This is a genomic window from Robbsia sp. KACC 23696 (genome assembly GCF_039852015.1).
Classification (GTDB): Bacteria; Pseudomonadota; Gammaproteobacteria; order Burkholderiales; family Burkholderiaceae; genus Robbsia.
In genome coordinates this window covers 759420-776742 of record NZ_CP156626.1, presented here as the reverse complement: position 1 = coordinate 776742, position 17323 = coordinate 759420, and the positions used below count along the sequence as shown (strand labels likewise).

The 17323-nt window shown below is 62.9% G+C and carries 13 protein-coding genes and 1 pseudogene; 7 read left to right on the top strand and 7 right to left on the bottom strand.

The window, feature by feature from the left end; all coding sequences use genetic code 11:
• Positions 1–137: 137 nt before the first annotated feature.
• Positions 138–803, bottom strand: a complete 666-nt coding sequence (locus ABEG21_RS03120; RefSeq protein ID WP_347556596.1) for a FadR/GntR family transcriptional regulator — start codon at positions 801–803, stop codon at positions 138–140.
• Positions 804–1098: 295 nt separating this feature from the next.
• Between ABEG21_RS03120 and ABEG21_RS03115 the strand changes: the two genes are divergently transcribed.
• A complete protein-coding gene (locus ABEG21_RS03115; protein WP_347555825.1) occupies positions 1099–2508 on the top strand; it encodes a mechanosensitive ion channel family protein in 1410 nt (469 codons plus the stop codon).
• On the opposite strand, the gene ABEG21_RS03110 is transcribed toward ABEG21_RS03115, so the two are convergent.
• Positions 2450–3403 carry an inositol monophosphatase family protein gene (locus ABEG21_RS03110; protein WP_347555824.1) on the bottom strand — a complete coding sequence of 318 codons (954 nt, stop codon included), beginning with the start codon at positions 3401–3403 and terminating at the stop codon, positions 2450–2452. The genes ABEG21_RS03115 and ABEG21_RS03110 overlap by 59 nt on opposite strands.
• Before the next feature lie 506 nt (positions 3404–3909).
• On the opposite strand from ABEG21_RS03110, the gene ABEG21_RS03105 reads away from it, so the two are divergent.
• Positions 3910–4479, top strand: coding sequence for a TetR/AcrR family transcriptional regulator (locus ABEG21_RS03105; protein ID WP_347555823.1), 570 nt, complete (start codon positions 3910–3912; stop codon positions 4477–4479).
• A 187-nt stretch (positions 4480–4666) separates the two neighbouring features.
• Here ABEG21_RS03105 and ABEG21_RS03100 read toward each other — a convergent pair whose 3' ends face one another.
• Together ABEG21_RS03100 and ABEG21_RS03095 are read right to left on the bottom strand one after the other, a co-directional pair.
• Positions 4667–5452 carry an EAL domain-containing protein gene (locus ABEG21_RS03100; protein WP_347555822.1) on the bottom strand — a complete coding sequence of 262 codons (786 nt, stop codon included), beginning with the start codon at positions 5450–5452 and terminating at the stop codon, positions 4667–4669.
• Between the two features lie 264 nt (positions 5453–5716).
• Positions 5717–6748 carry a hypothetical protein gene (locus ABEG21_RS03095; RefSeq protein WP_347555821.1) on the bottom strand — a complete coding sequence of 344 codons (1032 nt, stop codon included), beginning with the start codon at positions 6746–6748 and terminating at the stop codon, positions 5717–5719.
• A gap of 317 nt (positions 6749–7065) precedes the next feature.
• On the opposite strand from ABEG21_RS03095, the gene ABEG21_RS03090 reads away from it, so the two are divergent.
• The 5 genes from ABEG21_RS03090 to ABEG21_RS03070 all read left to right on the top strand — a co-directional run bounded on the left by ABEG21_RS03090 (position 7066) and on the right by ABEG21_RS03070 (position 15836).
• Complete coding sequence (locus tag ABEG21_RS03090) at positions 7066–7932, top strand: M15 family metallopeptidase (protein ID WP_347555820.1); 867 nt, start codon at positions 7066–7068, stop codon at positions 7930–7932.
• 288 nt (positions 7933–8220) lie between these two features.
• Positions 8221–9819: a hypothetical protein gene (locus ABEG21_RS03085; protein WP_347555819.1), complete on the top strand. Its 1599-nt coding sequence runs from the start codon at positions 8221–8223 to the stop codon at positions 9817–9819.
• A 92-nt stretch (positions 9820–9911) separates the two neighbouring features.
• Positions 9912–13808, top strand: coding sequence for a type VI secretion system membrane subunit TssM (gene tssM / locus ABEG21_RS03080; RefSeq protein ID WP_347555818.1), 3897 nt, complete (start codon positions 9912–9914; stop codon positions 13806–13808).
• Positions 13805–14800, top strand: a complete 996-nt coding sequence (gene tagF, locus ABEG21_RS03075; RefSeq protein ID WP_347555817.1) for a type VI secretion system-associated protein TagF — start codon at positions 13805–13807, stop codon at positions 14798–14800. Before tssM ends, tagF begins: the two co-directional genes overlap by 4 nt.
• Before the next feature lie 4 nt (positions 14801–14804).
• On the top strand, positions 14805–15836 hold the full coding sequence (locus ABEG21_RS03070; protein ID WP_347555816.1) for an OmpA family protein: 1032 nt from the start codon (positions 14805–14807) through the stop codon (positions 15834–15836).
• 549 nt (positions 15837–16385) lie between these two features.
• Here ABEG21_RS03070 and ABEG21_RS03065 read toward each other — a convergent pair.
• The 3 genes and pseudogenes from ABEG21_RS03065 to ABEG21_RS03055 form a co-directional block, all read right to left on the bottom strand.
• Positions 16386–16781 (bottom strand): immunity 50 family protein, encoded by a 396-nt coding sequence (locus tag ABEG21_RS03065; RefSeq protein WP_347555815.1) that lies wholly within the window; start codon positions 16779–16781, stop codon positions 16386–16388.
• Entirely contained in the window at positions 16778–17035 is a 258-nt protein-coding gene (locus ABEG21_RS03060) for an HNH/endonuclease VII fold putative polymorphic toxin (protein ID WP_347555814.1), read from the bottom strand. The genes ABEG21_RS03065 and ABEG21_RS03060 overlap by 4 nt, the downstream gene beginning before the upstream one ends.
• 99 nt (positions 17036–17134) lie before the next feature.
• Positions 17135–17269, bottom strand: a pseudogene (locus tag ABEG21_RS03055) (RHS repeat-associated core domain-containing protein); the annotation flags it as partial.
• Between the last annotated feature and the right edge of the window lie 54 nt (positions 17270–17323).

Genomic DNA, 17323 nt, shown 5'->3' with positions numbered 1-17323 from the left:
GGTGCAAGGCGCACGACCTCCGGTAAAGTTGTCAAACAACTTTACCTATCCGCACTGTAGCGCATTTTGGATCGAAGCGGCAACGTGGCGCGTACGAAATAACGGAAGGGGGCAGCGCCCCACAAAGCGCGCGGGGTTCAGGCGCCAAACATGCGCGTGACGGCCGCCTCCAGATGCCGGCGCATGGCATCCGAGGCACCTTGCGCATCGCGCGCGTCGATGGCGGCGACGATGTCGGCATGCTCGGACTGCACTTCCCGGCGACGCGTTACCGTCTTGATAAGCGACAGATTGCGGGACAAATTCATGCTGAACAGCACTTGCTCCTGCAGGAAACCGAGCACGGTGACGAAGTAGGGATTCATCGATGCCCGCGCGATCGCCTGATGGAAGGCGTAGTCCTCCTCCGCGCCGATGCCGCCGGTCTCGATCACCTGCTGCAGTGCGCGATTCGCGCGATGCATCGCCTCGCGCTCCGCCTCCCCGGCATCGGTGGCGGCCAGCGCGGCGGCGCCCGCCTCCGCGACGATTCGGAAATCGAAGCAGCGACGAATATCGGAGAGCGTTTCCAGCGGCGCGAATCGACGCACGTCCGGGTCCGGACGATGGGCGACCGTGGTTCCGGAACCATGACGCGTCTGAATGATGCCGTCGGCGCGCAGCCGTGCCAACGCTTCGCGCACCGTCGGACGCGAGGTCTGAAAGGCGTCCGCCAGTTGATGCTCGGTGGGGAGTCGGCCGCCCTGCGGATACACCCCGTCCAATATCTGACCGAGCAAGGCACCGTAAATCCGGTCCGGCATCCCCGTCGGACGCAGATCGAGCGTCCCGCGCGACGCGATCGGCGGCGTGCTCGGCTTCGGCGCGATGACGGCGTCGTGTTCTTTTTCCATTTTCTGGTCCTGCTTCCTTACGCGGTTGATACGCGGTTGCCTCCCGCTGGGTACGCGTGTCGTACGGGATCGTCGGTGCCGTAGCGGCCGCTTTTTTCGAGATGCCATGGCAAGTACACTGGCATCCCGCTGCGGCGTGACGGCGCGGCTTCTACGCCTCCCCGTCGGGCCCTCCGATCAACCCGTTCGCGTCTGCTTTCGCCACATGTTAACCCTTGCGCTCCCCGACTGGCTGACCGCCGCCCTATTCGGCGGCCTCACGGCGGCCCAGTGGATCGGCGCCGCCGTGATTGCCGCGCTCGGCTATCCCGCACTCGACGGCCTGCGACGTTGGGCGATTCGCCGACTGAGCGCATTGGCCGCCACGTTGGAAACGGCCTCGGCGGCGGCCGACACCGCATCGTCTCCCGCGATGCGACCGACGGAGACCTATACCCTCGTCGCCATCGGGCTGCTGCGGCATACGCGCAAACCGATGATGATCGCCGTCTCCGTGCTGGCAGGTCTGAGCCTCGCCGCGACCATCGGCGCCATCGCGACGTTCGACCCGGCGACCCTGCTGAGCAGGGGCGCACCCCATTCGGCCGGCACCGCAATGACCGCGACCGGCAATACCGACACCCTGCTGGCGTGGTTGAAACGGGGCTGGCAGACCGTCTTCCTGCTGCAATCGGCGCTTTGGGCCAGTCAGGCGGTATCGCTGCTCAGCGATCGCTATCTGGACCGGCATCGCCTGCGCCGCGCACGCGCGGCAGCTCAGGGGGCGGCCTCACCGCGGCCGGCGTCCGACGCGTCGGGCGCGGCACCGATGGCTGCGCCAGCGATGTCGCCGGTCCTCGTGGATGCCGAAGACGGCATCAACCCTGTCATCGTCCGCGTCCTCGCCTGGTTTGCACGGGCGCTGATGTGGGCACTCTTCCTGCTGTCCTTGCTGGCGCAGGGAGGCGTCAATGTCACCGCCTTTGTCGCGAGCCTGAGCATCGGCGCCGCCGCGATCGGCTTTGCGGTCCAAGGCATTCTGAGCGATCTGTTCGCTTCGCTGGCGATCGGATTGGACAAACCCTTCCGCATCGGCGATTACGTCTCCTTCGGCGAGGTCAGCGGCACCATCGAGCAGGTCGGCATGAAAACGACGCGTATACGGAGCCTGCGCGGCGAAGAAATCATCTGCAGCAATACGGCCTTGCTGCAACAGCAGATCCACAATTTTCAGCGGATGGAGACGCGACGTATCGCCTTCCGCTTCGGTCTCGCCTACGCGACTTCGGCTGCGCGCCTGCGTGCGGTGCCGGCGATGGTCGAACAAGCGCTGGCGCGGATTCCGAATACACGGCTCGACCGTGTGCACTTCGCGAGTTTTGCCGATCGTGCGCTGGAATTCGAGGTCGTCTACTACGTGAATCGCCCCGAATACGCAGTCTACATGGACTGCCAGCAGGCGCTGAATCTCGCGATCGTCGACGGGCTCGCCGCACTCGGCATCGCGTTTGCCCAACCGATCCGCGAAATCCGAATGCTCGATGGCGCGCCGGCCGGGGCATCTACGGCCGATGCGCTCAGCCCGCCACGCGCGGCGACGGCACCGTCGTCTCTACCATCCGCTGCAATGACGTGAATAGACCCGCCCCCGCGACGATCACCCGATGGCCATGACGCAGGCCGTCGGCGGCGAGAAAATCCTCGACCTCGCCGCCGGCCTCGCGCACCAGAACGAGCCCGGCCATGCAATCCCAGGGATACATGAACGGTTCGTAGTATCCGATCAGACGACCCGCGGCCACATAGGCAATCATCAGGGCGCCCGATCCGTTACGGATGAACATGCCCCCATCGGACAGTAAGGCGTCGAGGAAAGGCACCACGGTGGACGCAGGCACCTTGTGCGAATAGCCCAGACCGAGCGGCCCGTCACGGAAGGTACGTGCCGTGTGGGCTGCGATCGGTTTCACGCGTGCGGCATCGCCCGGGCCGTCGCCGGGGCTGGTCAGCCAGGCGCCCTTGCCACGTAGCGCATGAAACAACTCGTCGGCGTTCGGATCGTAGACGGCACCGATCGTCGGTACGCCGTCGACGACGACGCCGATCGAGACACACCAGACCGGCATACCTTGCAGAAAACAGGTAGTGCCGTCGATCGGATCGACCACCCAAAGCACGCGCCGCGATCCGGCGTCGCGCTCGCGCGCTGCCTCGATGTCGCCTTCACCGAACGCTGCGCCGTCGTCCGACGCGCTCTCCTCGCCAAGAAACGCATCCTCAGGAAATTCGGCGGCAATGCCGCCGCGGATGAACTGCTCGACCTCGCGATCCGCGCGGCTGACGACGTCCTGCAAGCCCTTGTGCTCGATCTGCAAGCTATCCCGCTCTCGGAAGAACGTCAGGGCATGACGGCCCGCGTCGCGCGCCAAGCGACAGGCCAATGCATAGCGCGCCTGCAGGTCCGACATTGCATCGGACGCAGCGGCGGTGCGCGCGGCAGGGCCCGAGGAAGGCATCGAAGTGTCAGTCATCAAGCGGGATCTCCGTCAACGAATCATCATGAAAATGCGGCGTGGCACGGCGCAAGGGTTTGCGAGACGCGACTATTATGATCGCGTCGACACACATGATCGCGTCGACACACAATAACGTTGCGTGTTGCACCGCCAATAATCCGCTTCACGCCCCGCGAGGTCGATGGGGCGGGCGCGCGTCACCGCCAGCCGGGCATGCAGCGCGGGACGCAGGGGTAGCGGACCACGACTGACCAATAAGTCTACGCCGCGATCGGGCAAAATCGAACGGACGCCTGCCGACTAGCAAAGCTTCCCCTATAATCAAATTACCGGGTATTCGTTGTTCTCGAATTCATCCGTAAGAAACATGGAACGGGCTGTACCGCCGTCCGACAATCTAGCCTATAACAAGACTTCCACACGCCACGCTGCGTCGGCGCCTTCGGGTGTCGGCGTGACGCACGCTGTACCCGTACATGATCGACATTTCCTTCCAACCGTCCTGACCAAGTAGGTTCTCCGTGCCAGAAAAACGAGAACAGATATTGCGAGCAGCGACGACGCTGTTCGGCAAGCATGGCTATCATGCAGTCGGCATCGACTGGATCATCGCTGAATCCAAAGTGTCGAAGATGACGATGTACCGCCACTTCCCCTCGAAGGGAGACTTGGTGGTGGCCGTCTTGAAAACCTGCCAATACCGGGACGCCGAGTCGCTGGAACGCTATGCGACCGCCGTACAGGAGCCTGTGGAACGCCTCAAAAGGGTATTCGACTGGCACCGCGATTGGTTCAAGAGCGAGGGTTTCACCGGCTCGATGTTCGCCCATGCGGCGTACGAGTTCTCCGACAAGGGAACGCAGATCCATCGGATCAACGTCGAGCAGAAGTCGCATTTGACCTGTTTCATCGGCGACATCCTCTCCGACATCATCGACCCGCAGAAAGCGCAGGAACTCGCGCCGGTGTTGGTCATGCTGCTGGATGGCGCGACGCTCGGTGTGCAGGTTTTCGGCGCGTCTCACGCGCGTTGCGATGTCTGGGAAGCCGCTTGCGGACTTGCCGGCATCAACGCCGTCGAGAGCTTTTAGCCGACCTTCGTCCGACAATGGCATCGCACGATGGCGTTTTCATGACGCCGTGCATCGCTTTCCCTTTTCGACACCGCGCCGCATCGGTTTTGCGGGATACGTCCGCTGTCCGATGGCATCGCCTGTTCGCCTCGCGCCGTTTACGGCCCGAGGCTTTTCCGCGTGCCGCGTGACGGCATCGCTTGCATCACGCGGATTCAGCCAGCCCGCCAATCTCGGGGAGCGCCTTGAATGCCGGTCGCGCAAACAGATAGCCTTGCATCAGCGCCACCCCCTCACTGGCGAAGAAATCGCGCTCGCCGGCGGTCTCGATGCCCTCGGCGATCACACGAATGCCCAGATCCCGGCAGATTTGCAAGACGCCGCAGACGATGCGCTGACGCGTGACATCGGCATCGATACCGCGCACCAGGCCCATATCGAGCTTGATTAGATCGGGCTGAAAATCGGCCAGCAACGTCAGGCCGGAATAGCCTGAACCGAAGTCGTCGATGGCGGTCTGGAAACCGAAGGATTGATACGCACGAAAGATCTCGACCAGGTGCGCGCGACTGACGATATTCTCGCCTTCGACGGTTTCGAAGATGATTCTCTCGAGCGGAAAGCCATACTTTTGCGCCGCCTCGAATGTGCTGCGGATGCACGCGGCCGGTTGATAGACGGCATTCGGCATGAAGTTGATCGACAGGAAACTCTGCATGCCGAGTGCCGACGCCTGCGCGATGGCCGTGGTCCGGCAGCGCTGGTCGAAGCGATAGCGATTTTCATTGCCAACCTGTTTCAGCACGGACGCAGCGGATTCGCCTTGCGGTCCCCGCACCAGGGCTTCGTGCGCATAGGCCTGGCCTGTGGAGACGTCGACGATGGGCTGAAACGCGAAAGCGATATCGATCGGGGCAGCGTCGGGGGCATCACACCCTTCACAGCGCGGAGGCCGCTCGGGCGCATGGCCCACGTCGCGGATGTTCATCATGAGCAGCAACTCGGTAGAGAGAATGACAGGCCGGCCGAGGCATCGGATTTGCGGATAAAAATAATCGTTCTAACCGTTTTTCGATGCACGATCCTGCGTGTCGGTCACTTTACTATGCTGCGATCGCCCCTTCAAAATGCGCTAGGCATGCGACGCCGGGTGCGACGCGTGCAAGCGACAAAGATGCCGGGTAGCGGACGCTCGGTCCGTGCGCATCGCAAGCAATCGCCGTCTTCCCCTTGACGTCACCGCGGCATCGCGCGATCAATGCGTCGCGGCAGCGGCCCGCTGATTGCCGGGGCAGGCCGGGTCGCTACCCCAATGCCCATCGCACACCTGCCAGCGACACACTTCACCATCGAAGAAGCCCTTGCTGCGACACGCCTCCACCTTCGCGGCCAGGCTGCCTGGCGCCGGTTTGGCACCACGCGCCGCGCCATCGGCCGTCGTGCCCTTCGCCGCGCCGGCCGCCGTCGAGCCCGGCGCGCCGTTGATCGCATTCGTGTGCTTGAACAAGGCGGCCAGGATATCGGCGTCCGGGTCCTCGCTCTTTGCACGCGTGCGGGTGGCGGCACGCTCCTGGTCATGCTGCTCTCGCAGTGCCGCCTCCCGCTCATGCCGCGTCATTTTCTTATCGGCATGCTTGGAAGCTGTCTCCTTGCTGTCCTTGGAGACGACCGTGTCGTGACGCTTGTCGGCCGCATCGGTCCGGCTGGCCAACGCCTTCACCGGGTCCGTTTGCAGTGCACCATGCGTATTGTCCATCGCGGCATGCGTCGATGCCGTCACGCCGTTCGCCGCCGGTGCCGGCGTGTCGACGATCGTGGCAGCCTGCATCGGCGGCGGCTGCGTGACAGCCGTCCCCGTATTCGCGGCATTCACGGTCGCGCTGCCGGTCCCTGTCTGCCCGGCACCAGACGCTGCCGTCATGTCCTGACGCGTCTGCGCGCCCGGCGTCGCCGCACTGCCGGAACCGTTTGCCGCAACCGCGGACGAGCGCGTCTCGACCAAGGTGTCGTCGTTCGTCGCGCGTTGTTGCGAGCGCCAAATGCCGCCGGCCGCCACGACTAGGGCCAACAACGCCACGACGCCCACCCAGACCCCTTTGCGCGCGGCACGCGGACCGACCGGTGCCGCCTTCGGCGCACCCTTGACCGCCTTCGCCCCCTTGCCATCGAGCCCCGCCAGAATGCGCGGCTCCGTGCCCGCGGGCTTCGGTGCCGTGGTCGATGATGCCGTACCGCCCAGCAGGCTAGGCGGTTGCTTGGGCGGCGTCACTCCGTTTCCGTCGCTCATCCTCTCTCTTCAATTCGTGTCGTTCATCAATACAGACCGCCCTTTCTTTTCCGCATTTTACGGCATAGCGATAGGCTGTCGCCCGGTATTTGCGCCGAGATCGGAAAATGCCGATCGACATCGCCGACTCGACGCTCCGTCTTTTTCATAAAAAATACGACAGAGACGGTGTATGCAGAAGCATTGGCGGAGTGCAATCTTTTCACATGACACGGCGGCATGCGAACATGGCGATGATTTTAATGCACAACCGCTTGGATTAGAAATGCCTTGATCCTACGGATAGGTAACATTTTCCTTTCAAAGTCGATAAGAACGTGATTTTCTTTGCTCTATCGAGTTACTTCCTCGCAGCGGTCTGTATCGCCGTACTGGTATTTCTTCCCGACGTGCGCGCTCAGGTGGTAGAACATACCGCACGGGCTTTCCGACGTATTACCGGAACGCTTGGTACTGTCGCGTCCCATGGAGAAAGGGGATTGGTCCATTCAGCCCGAGCGACCGCATCGACATCAGCCCGATTCCGGGATATGCTTGTGCGCCGTCGTTTGTTACTGCTCATTTCTGCGGGAACGCTGGCCACCCCGCCGTTAATTGCTTTATCGCTTCGTGGCAGGCAACAGATATTCCAGTTCAGCGACACGACAGACGTGTCCGATGAGAAAATCGATGCTTTGTTGCACGGAGAACAATTAGTTCCACCTCCGGCGCCGCCGCCAGAGATCTTCACGACACAGGAAGTGGAACAGATCCGGCCGCAGATCCGGAACGCCAGCCGAGACTGGAATCTGCTGGATGCGGATTTCCGGACCCGGCTGTTGCTGGTCTATAAGTTGATGGCCGAACGGTACGGCTATCAGATGGTGCTGCTGGAAGGCTATCGCAGCCCGGATCGGCAGGCGCGACTGGCCTCGTCGGGCAATCACGTCACGCAAGCCGGCGCCAACCAGAGTTATCACCAGTACGGACTGGCAGCCGACAACGCCTTCCTGCGCGACGGCAAGGTGGTGATCTCGGAAAAGGATCCGTGGGCGATGCAGGGGTACACGTTGTACGGCAAGACCGCCGCGGAGGTGGGGCTGGTATGGGGCGGAAACTGGTCGTTCCATGACTACGGACACGTCGAGTATCACAAACCAGGATTCAAGATGGGCGTATCGAAACCGCTCGATCCGTTGGAGTAGCGCAGCAGCGAGAGCATCGCGAACACGGTGCGGCAAGCAAGGCGCGCCGACGATACCGAGCGGCCATTTTGTAGACGACTGTAGAGAATAACGAAGCATGATACGGCCACGCATCGTCCTTTCGGACCGAACAGACCGTAGCGGCGCGCAGCGCGCCGCGACCACGCGGGGAGCGGGGAATCGCCAGAGCACACGAGGGCATGCCGTCGTCGGTGCCTCGCGGGCGGCCGCGCGACAGCGTCCTGCGGTCGCCGGCCGCCACGCGTCTGCCGCGCGGGATTGACCATCATGCAGACGCTGCCGATCAAACAGATTCTGAAAACGTCGCTCTCGATCTTCGCGGTGTTCGCCATCGTGTGGGTAGGCGTCATTGCATGGTGGAAGCACGGCAACCGCATCCCGTCGACACGCGATATCACCGATTACCTCGTGCTGATGCCCTCGGTCATCGTCATCGCCTATACCTTGTTGGGGCGCATGATCGGGGGCATCAAGCAGACGCTGGTCTCGACACCTGGCAGCGCAACACCCGCGCCGGCGACTGCTGCGCCCCAGGCCGACGCGCAACCCGATACGCCTCGCGCACCGGCCGTCGCACGTACCGCCGCATTCCGTCACGCCATCCTGCGCAGTCCATTAGGCGCCCACTCGGGCTTGATCAAGGCGGCCCTGAAAGAAGGCCGGACGGCGCCGCTCGATGCCGCCCTGCTGAATCTGTCGGGCTATCCGCGCCGTGCCGCGCGCGTGGCCGACCTGCGCCCGGAGGCACTAAACGAGACACGCGCGCGGCTCTCGCCCGCCGCCGGCGTCAACCCCGGCGCGATGTCCCTGTCGATTTCGGACGTATCGCTGCGCGCGGCCGCGCTGCTGTTCGATGTCTGCGGCGAGGGATTGCAGCACGTGCACCAGGCGTGCGCCGGCATGCCGCCGCAAGTCGATGCGCAAGGCCGTCGCCAACCGCTAGCGGTCACGCTCGCGGCGATCGTCCCCGACGACTGGTCGTCGGCGCTGACGCAGCGCGCGACCGAGGCGCTGCAGGTACGGCATAACGAAATCGCGGCACAACACGGCCATGCGTCGTCGGTGGCGCTTCAGGTCACGGCCCGGTCGGCCGACGGCAGCGACACCGCCTATCGCGTCGTCGCCGAGGCGATCGACCGCCTGCATGGCGCGCCGCTGCGTGGCGAGGCACTTCCCGGCGGCTTCAGCCAGCGGGTAGGTCCGGCCGTGATCATCGTCGCCGCGGCGCATTCGTCGATCAGCGACGAGCCGGAAAGCACGTTGAGCGCCGCCGGCGAAGCCGCCGTGGCCTTGATCCTCGGCGCGATGCCCGGCGACACCGCCCCCCTCCCCTATGCCGAACCGCCGGCGGTCGCCTTGAGCACACCGGGCTTCGCGCCGTCGATCGCGGCCGACGGGGCCGACGCACAGACAGAGGCCGGCAATCCGCTGCCGCAGTGGGAAGCACTGACGCATACGACATTGGCCGCCGCGCGCGCGTCGACCGACACGATGAGCGCGGTGTATTCCGACGCCGGCAGCAACGGCCCCGACAGCATCACGGTATCGGCACTCTGGAACCGGACCGTCGCGGCCTTGGCTGCGGAGCGCCGCTGCCTGGCAACGGACGGCGCCTGCGGCGCGACCGGCGCGGCGGGCGCCTTGCTCAGCGTGGCGCTGGCCGCGGCGGACACCGCCGAGCACGGAAAGCCCGCGCTTGCCGTGACATTGTCCGATCGACGGGAACTGGCAATGCTGGTCACCCGACCGGGCAACGCGTCATCCGATATCGCCGACATCGACATGCATGCCGATGCCAGCGTCCCCGCACCCGCTTCGTCGAACGCGGCCGATTCACCCGATCACTCGCAACCGCTAGCCGCCTGATCCGCCGCAGGTGCCGCGCCCCGATGCGCCGGTGCGACGCCTGCCAACGCTATCGGCCCGTAAGACATCCAAGAACAGGATCGCTTCTCTTCATGCAACGCTTGCTTCGCATACTGACTCATACCCGTACGTTGTCGATCATCGGTGCGTTGGCGCTGGCCGGCTTCCTGTTCCTGGGTGCGAGCGCCCTGCGCATCCGACTGATCTGGGCGGTCGCCGTCTTCGGCGTACTGCTGTTTCTCTGGATCGTGATCTGGTTGTTCAAGTTCCTCAAAGGACGGCGTTCCGGCGCGAAATTGAATGCCGCATTGGAACAGCAGGTCGAAACGGCGCAAGCGGCACCGGGCACCGAGCCGGGACGACAGGCCGAACTCGACGGGCTGCGCAGCCGCCTGGCGCAGGCCGTCAAAACGATCAAGACCTCGAAGATCGGACAGACTAGCGGCAGCAGCGCTCTCTATGAATTGCCGTGGTATATCGTCATCGGCAATCCCTCGGCCGGCAAGAGTTCGGCAATTCTCAATTCCGGGCTGCAATTCCCGCTTGCCGGCGAGAACACTGCGGCGATCCAGGGCGTGGGCGGGACCCGCAATTGCGACTGGTTTTTCACAACGGAAGGGATTCTGCTCGACACCGCCGGACGCTACGCGGTGCACGAGGAAGACCGTACCGAATGGCTGGGCTTCCTCGGCCTGCTGAAAAAGTACCGTCCGCGCGCGCCGATCAACGGCATCATCGTCACGGCGAGCATTGCCGAATTGACCGGCAGCAGGCCGGAATTCGCGATCGAACTGGCGAAAAATCTTCGCCAGCGCGTTCAGGAGTTGACGGAAAAGCTGGAAGTCTTCGCGCCGGTCTATGTGATGTTCACGAAGGCCGATCTGATCACCGGCTTCACCGAATTCTTCGGCGGTGGCGACCGCGCCGAATTCGAACGCGTCTGGGGCTCCAGCTTTCCGTACGAGCCCAGCGAAAAAGTAGACGCGGTCGCGCAGTTCGACAAGCGCTTCGACGAACTGCATGACGGCCTGAAGGACATCAGCATCGCGCAGATCGCGATGAGTCGCAACGGCACGCTGGCCCCGGGTCAATTGAGCTTCCCGCTCGAATTCTCTGCCATCAAGTCCTCGCTGCGCGCTTTCCTCGCGACCTTGTTCGAAACCAATCCCTTCCAGTACCAACCGGTCTTCCGCGGTTTCTACTTCAGCAGCGCGCTGCAGGAAGGCGTGGCCAGCAGCGCGGCATCGGAACGCATCGCGCGGCGTTTTTCGTTGGGCGGCAATCCGCTGCCGAACGCGGCGGCGATGCTGAGCAAGCACGGCTTCTTCCTGCGCGACTTTTTCTCGAAAGTGGTCTTTGCCGATAGCAAGACCGTCCGGCAATATGCGAGCCCGTTGAAAACGCGCGCGCGCTATCTGACGTTCTTCGGTCTGGTGACGGCGTTGGCGTTGATGCTCGGCGTCTGGACTTGGTCGACGGTCAACAACCAGCAATTGACGCGGAACGTCCAAGCCGATCTCGACAAGGTCGCGCGCCTGCAGAGCGAGCATTCGGATCTGCAATCGCGGCTGGAGGGCATGGATATCCTCGAGGACCGTATCCAGCAGCTGGAGCAGTTCCGCCAGAATCGGCCGCTGTCGCTGTCGTTCGGGCTCTATCAAGGCGACCGGCTCGAACAGCGTCTGCTCGACGAGTACTACTACGGCGTCAAGCAATTGCTGCTGTCGCCGGTATCGGCCAACCTCGATGCCTTCCTGAACGACGTCAATGCGCACGCAGCCGATCTGTCGCCGCTGAATCACGCGCCGACCGAGGTCAGCGGACAGGCCCATACGGCGCTGCAGGCCAGCCGCAACAACACGACCGCCGCCGGCACGTCGCCAGGCAATGGCCTCTATGCCGATGCCTCGGCGACGAATGTACAGGATGCCTATAACGCGCTGAAGACCTACCTGATGCTGGGCGACAAACGGCACGTCGAAATCGCGCATCTGACCGATCAGCTGGCGCGCTTCTGGCGCGGCTGGCTGGAGACGAATCGCGGCACGATGCCCCGTGACCAGATGATCCGTAGCGCGGAGCGGATGATCACGTTCTACCTGTCGCGGGTCAACGACGACGATTGGCCGATGATCGAGGAAAATCTCGCGCTGGTGGATCAGACGCGTGCCGATCTGCGACGCGTGGTCAGCGGCATGCCGGCACGTGAACGGGTCTACGAGGAAATCAAGGCGCGGGCATCGACACGGTATGCGCCGATGACCGTGGCGCGCATCCTCGGACCGGACGACGGCAAGCTGGTGGCCGGCAGTTATGCGATTCCCGGGACGTTCACGCGCGAAGCCTGGTTCGATTACGTGCAGCCGGCGATTCGCGATGCGGCAACGAAAGAATTGCAGGCCAAGGATTGGGTGCTGGACAGCACCGACAGCAACGACCTGACGTTGGACGGCAGTCCGGAACAGATTCAGAAGGCGCTGGTCGGCATGTACAAGGCCGAATACGCGGTGCAGTGGCAGCAGTTCATGAACGGCATCGCCGTGCGCGACTTCGGCACCTTCGTGCAGGCTAGCAACGCGCTGGATCGGCTGGGCGATCCGCAGGATTCGCCGATCCGCAAGCTGCTTGAGACCGCGTACGAGCAGACGTCGTGGGACAACCCGTCGCTGCTGAACACCGGCATCACGCGCGCGAAGACCGGCGTCATCAACTGGTTCAAGAATCTGTTCAACAGCAGCAACGTGCCGGGCAGCGCGAACATCGATATCAACGGCCGGCCGGTAGCCATGCCGATTGGCCCGGTGGGTACGGCGTTCACGGGTCTGGGTCGGATCGTGATGCAGCGCGACGAAGGATCGATGCTGCGGACCTATATGGATCGGCTGAGCAAGGTGCGTTCGCGCTTCAACACGTTGAAGAATCAAGGCGAACCGGGACCCGGCGCGAAGACGCTGATGCAGCAGACGCTCGACGGCAACGGCTCCGAATTGTCGGATGCGCTGAAGTACGTCGACGAGCAGATGCTGAACGGCCTGAGCGAAGATCAACGCAATGCACTGCGTCCGCTGCTGGTGCGGCCGTTGCAGGAAGGCTATGCGGTCATCACGCGTGCGGCCAGCGGCGAGATCAACAAGATCTGGATGGCGCAGATCTACCAACCGTTCCAGAGCGGTCTGGCGACCAAATATCCGTTCGCGGCGAGCGGCAAGGTGGAGGCCGCCCCGGCGGAAATCGCGCAGGTCTTCGGCCCGAGCGGTTCGATCTCGACCTTTGTCACGAGCACCCTCGGGCCGCTGGTGGTGCGTCGTGGCGACATCCTGAGCCCGCGTACCTGGGGCGATATGGGGCTGCAGTTGTCGCCGGATTTCATCGCCGGATTCGGCCGCTGGGTGGCGCCGTTGGCTGGCGGTGCAGTGTCGGGCGGGGCGGCGGCACAACAGCCGCAGACGGTGTTCCAGATCCTGCCGGAACCGAGCCCGGGTACGACGGAATACTCGATCACGATCGACAGTCAGCAACTGCGCTATCGCAATACGCCGCCGCAATGGACGAACTTCGTCTGGCCGAACGCGAGCGGCCAGCCGGGCGCGCAATTGACCGCGACGACCTATGACGGCCGGACCCTCGAACTGTTCAACCAGCCGGGCAACTATGGGCTGGAGAAACTGCTCGACGCCGGCCATCCGAAGCGGCAGGCCGATGGCACCTTCGATCTGGCGTGGACGCAGGGCAATGTGACGGTCTCCGCACGGATGCGCATCATCAGCAGCGCCCAGAGCGGCGACAGCGCGGGCGGCCAGGCGGGCGCCGGTGGCCAGAGCCTGCTGGGCACGACGCTGCCGCCCAGTGTCGTGACGATACCGCTGCCGGGCGGTGCCGCGCGCACCGGTGCGCCCGCGGCCCGTCCCGCAAGCGGCGGCACCACGGCGACGGGTGCGAGCGGTGCAATGAGCGGGCTGGGCAATGCGTCGGCGGGAGGCAGCCAATGAGCAAGGCGATCCAACAACATCTGGAGTACTTCGGCAAACTGCCCTCGCGCGGCGACTTCGTCCGCAGCACGCGCAATCCGCAGTTGCTGAATACGCTCGATCAGTGGCTGTCGCGCACGATGGAAATGATGGCCGAGGATCCGCGCTGGAAGCTGGTCTACGACACCATCGCCCCGCTCCATTTCGCGTTTCTCGGCTCGCATAGCAAGATCGCCGTGGCAGGCCATCTCGCCGCCAGCGGCGATGCCTCGCAGCGACGTTTTCCGTTCATCGTGGCGGCCGCTTTCGAAGTGCAGCAACCGATGCACTTTCAGACGCGCAGTCCCTTGGCACTGGCGCGACTCTGGGCGCGCGCGGAAGCGCAGATGACGCCGCTGCTAGGCCCGCAAGATCCCGCCGGCGCGTTGCAGCAACTCGCCGACACGCTGGTCACCGTCGACGTCACCGGCCCGGGCAGTCCGCACGACGGCACCTTTGCCGATTTCCTCGATCATCAGACGCTGGAAGGCCTGACGACGATGCTGCAGGCGGCATCGGGCGGCGCAGCCGTCAATCCGCGCCGTACGCTGCTGGCGCTGGGGATCTTGCTGAAGCCGCTGATCGGCGATACGACACCGCGCGTGGAAAAAGGGCTGACGCTGCCCTTGCCGACGGACCCGCTGTACCGCAGCCTGGTCGCGGTCCTGTGGTTGGAGCTGTGCGCGCCGTTCGTTTCGCGCGCGGACTTCGAGGTGGCCATCGTCATGACGAAGATTCAAGGCCGCGATCGGCTGATCATCGGTCTCGACGGTGGCTCGGCGCGCACCTTGCACAGCGTCTTCGATCCGCAGGCCTATATCACGCAGAACATCGATATCGACGACCCGGAATGGGTCGACGATCAGGCCCGTGCCGACCCGTCGCTGACCAAGCTGGTCAGTTATCTGGATCAACCGCAATTATCGTTGCGCGTCGCCGTGGATACGTTCCGCGAAGTCTTCACCGGAGAGTAGTGGGATGGGTTCAAAGCGTTTTCAAACGCCGTTGCGCGGCAGACTGGCGGTGACGATGTCGAGCGCGTTGCTGACGGGCCTGGCAGGCGTGCTCTGCGTCCCTGCAGCGGCCTATGCCGACGACGCCGGCGCGAACGTCACGGTGAACCGGATCGGTGGCGACAACGCACGGGCGACCGTGCTCGATGGTGGCGCAAGCGGCGGTAGCACGACGCTGGCGTCGAACCGCGGCGACATCGGTGGCAGCGGCGGCAGCGGTGGCGCACGGGTTACTTCGACCGCGCCGGCGACCAGCACGTCGATCGACGCGGCACCGGGACCGGGCGGCGCGATGCGGCCGGGTCAGGTGGTCGTGGGCGGCATCGTCCCCGACGACGCGACGAAGGCCGCCGTGCTGGCACGCGTCCAGGCGCTCTACGGCGCCGGCAACGTGCAGGATCAGCTCACCGTCGGCAATGTGTCGACGCCGGCGAACTGGTCGGGCAATGTGCAGAAGTTGCTGACGACGAATCTGAAGACCGTGCATCGCGGGCAGTTGAAGGTGGACGGCACGCAGATCGACGTGCGTGGCGAAGTGAGCAATGAAGCGCAGCGCCAGCAAGTAGCCAGCGACATGGCCACGGCCTTGAATCCGACGTTCACGATCCGCAACGGCCTGCGGGTGGCCGCGCCGCAACAGCAACAGAACCTGCTGGATCGGACGCTGGCCAATCGCACGATCGAATTCGAGATCGGCAGCTCGGTGCTGGCGCCGGAGGGCAAGGCCATCCTCGATCAGATGGCGACGGCACTGGCGACGATGCAGGGCACCCGCGTGGCCATCGTCGGCCATACGGACAATACCGGCGATCGCCGCTCGAATATCGCGCTGTCGCAGGCGCGCGCCGATGCGGTCAAGGGCTATCTGGTGGGACGCGGCATCCCGGCACAGCAGATGGATAGCAGCGGCGTGGGGCCGGACCAACCGATCGCCCCGAACGATACGGCCGATGGCCGTGCGCGCAACCGTCGGATCGAATTCAGAGCAGGCACGTGAGGACAGTGCGTTGCGGAATAGGGATGCACTGAGCCGGAATCCGAGCACGCCTTCCGCATAGTCCACGCGCGTCAAGCGATGCTTTGCGTCGTAGTCGCGAATGATCTGCGAGCCATAGCACGTCTGAAGATACGCAAGCCGATAATGCGCGCCAAAACGCGCATACGCTTCCGTCAATTGCGGCCCACGCTTCACGACGAGCCAGTCGGGACTCTCGCGCGTGAGCGTCAGCGACCGCGTCAAATCGTCTTGGGCGGCTCCTACCTTTGCAAGCGCCCTGCTTCGTCATAGCGCGCGTTCTGCGTAATCCGACTCGCCAGTGTCTGCGACGTCTCGCGATGCTGACGCTCGTACGTATAGCCAACTTCTAAAGGAACGGACGCTATGCCATACAGTCGTCGTGATACCAGAAGAAAACGGTGCCGGTCTAAGGATGGAACATGCGGGATTGCTGCACGGCGGCAAGTGCGTATCGCCATTTAATTCGCCAAATTCATCATTACAGCTAAGTAAAAATAAAATAGTCGTATATATGACTATTATTTTTAATCACGGACTGCCAATAAATCCGTACGCAATACTTTCAACGCGAATCCAGTCACATGAAAATGTCAGTGTTGCTTGATTTTTCAAAAAAAATCTTACGGATGCAGTTTCCCCCACATCCTCCAATTCAAATCTTTCAACGATGTTCTCAATCCCCCACCGATCGAATAATAAACCACTCATACCGATAAAAGATAGCTCAAGGTAAACCACGTCATAATTCTTCGGCCACCGGTGAGGAGAAATTTTTGGCTTCTCCTTCGTTATGAGCTTAATCGATAACCTCGGCTCATCTCGCTTGACATGGACATCGGTAAGCTCGGATCCATTAAGCGCCGGAAAATCGTCATACATGGAGGTTAACGCTTTGGGATTAATAACCCTTGAGGTCATTTTCATTTCTTATTCGGACAATTGAAATAGTAGTGATCTTCTATGCCGCTAACTTTTCCCGTCCGTGTATCGCCTTCGGGTCGGACGTTATGGTGCGGCGGCTGATCACCAATACCTCCTTCATCGTAATAATGCCCCGCGGAGTGGTCTTGACCAATCACGTTCTTCCCATTGACCTGATAGGTCAATTCCCTAGTCATGATCGGTTGCTTGTTGTCGCCCAAAATCCAAGTATTATTTGAGTCGGTCAATGGAACCATTTTCTGACGGATCGGTTGCTGAGATATTGGAATGCCAAGTCGTCGCCGAATTTCTCTCACACTAGCGCGCCGCGTCGGACTACATGCAAGGCCAAGTGGATCGATCCACTCAATCGCGTTAGAGGCAAATTGATAAACATTTAAGCCGCCTTGAAGCCCAATCGGATCCTTACTAATGAACCGCCCCGCCTGCGGATCATAGTACCGATACCGATTGTAATGCGCCCCCGTCTCGGCATCGAAATACTACCCCTGGAACCGCAGCGGATTCGTGATCCCAGCAGCCTC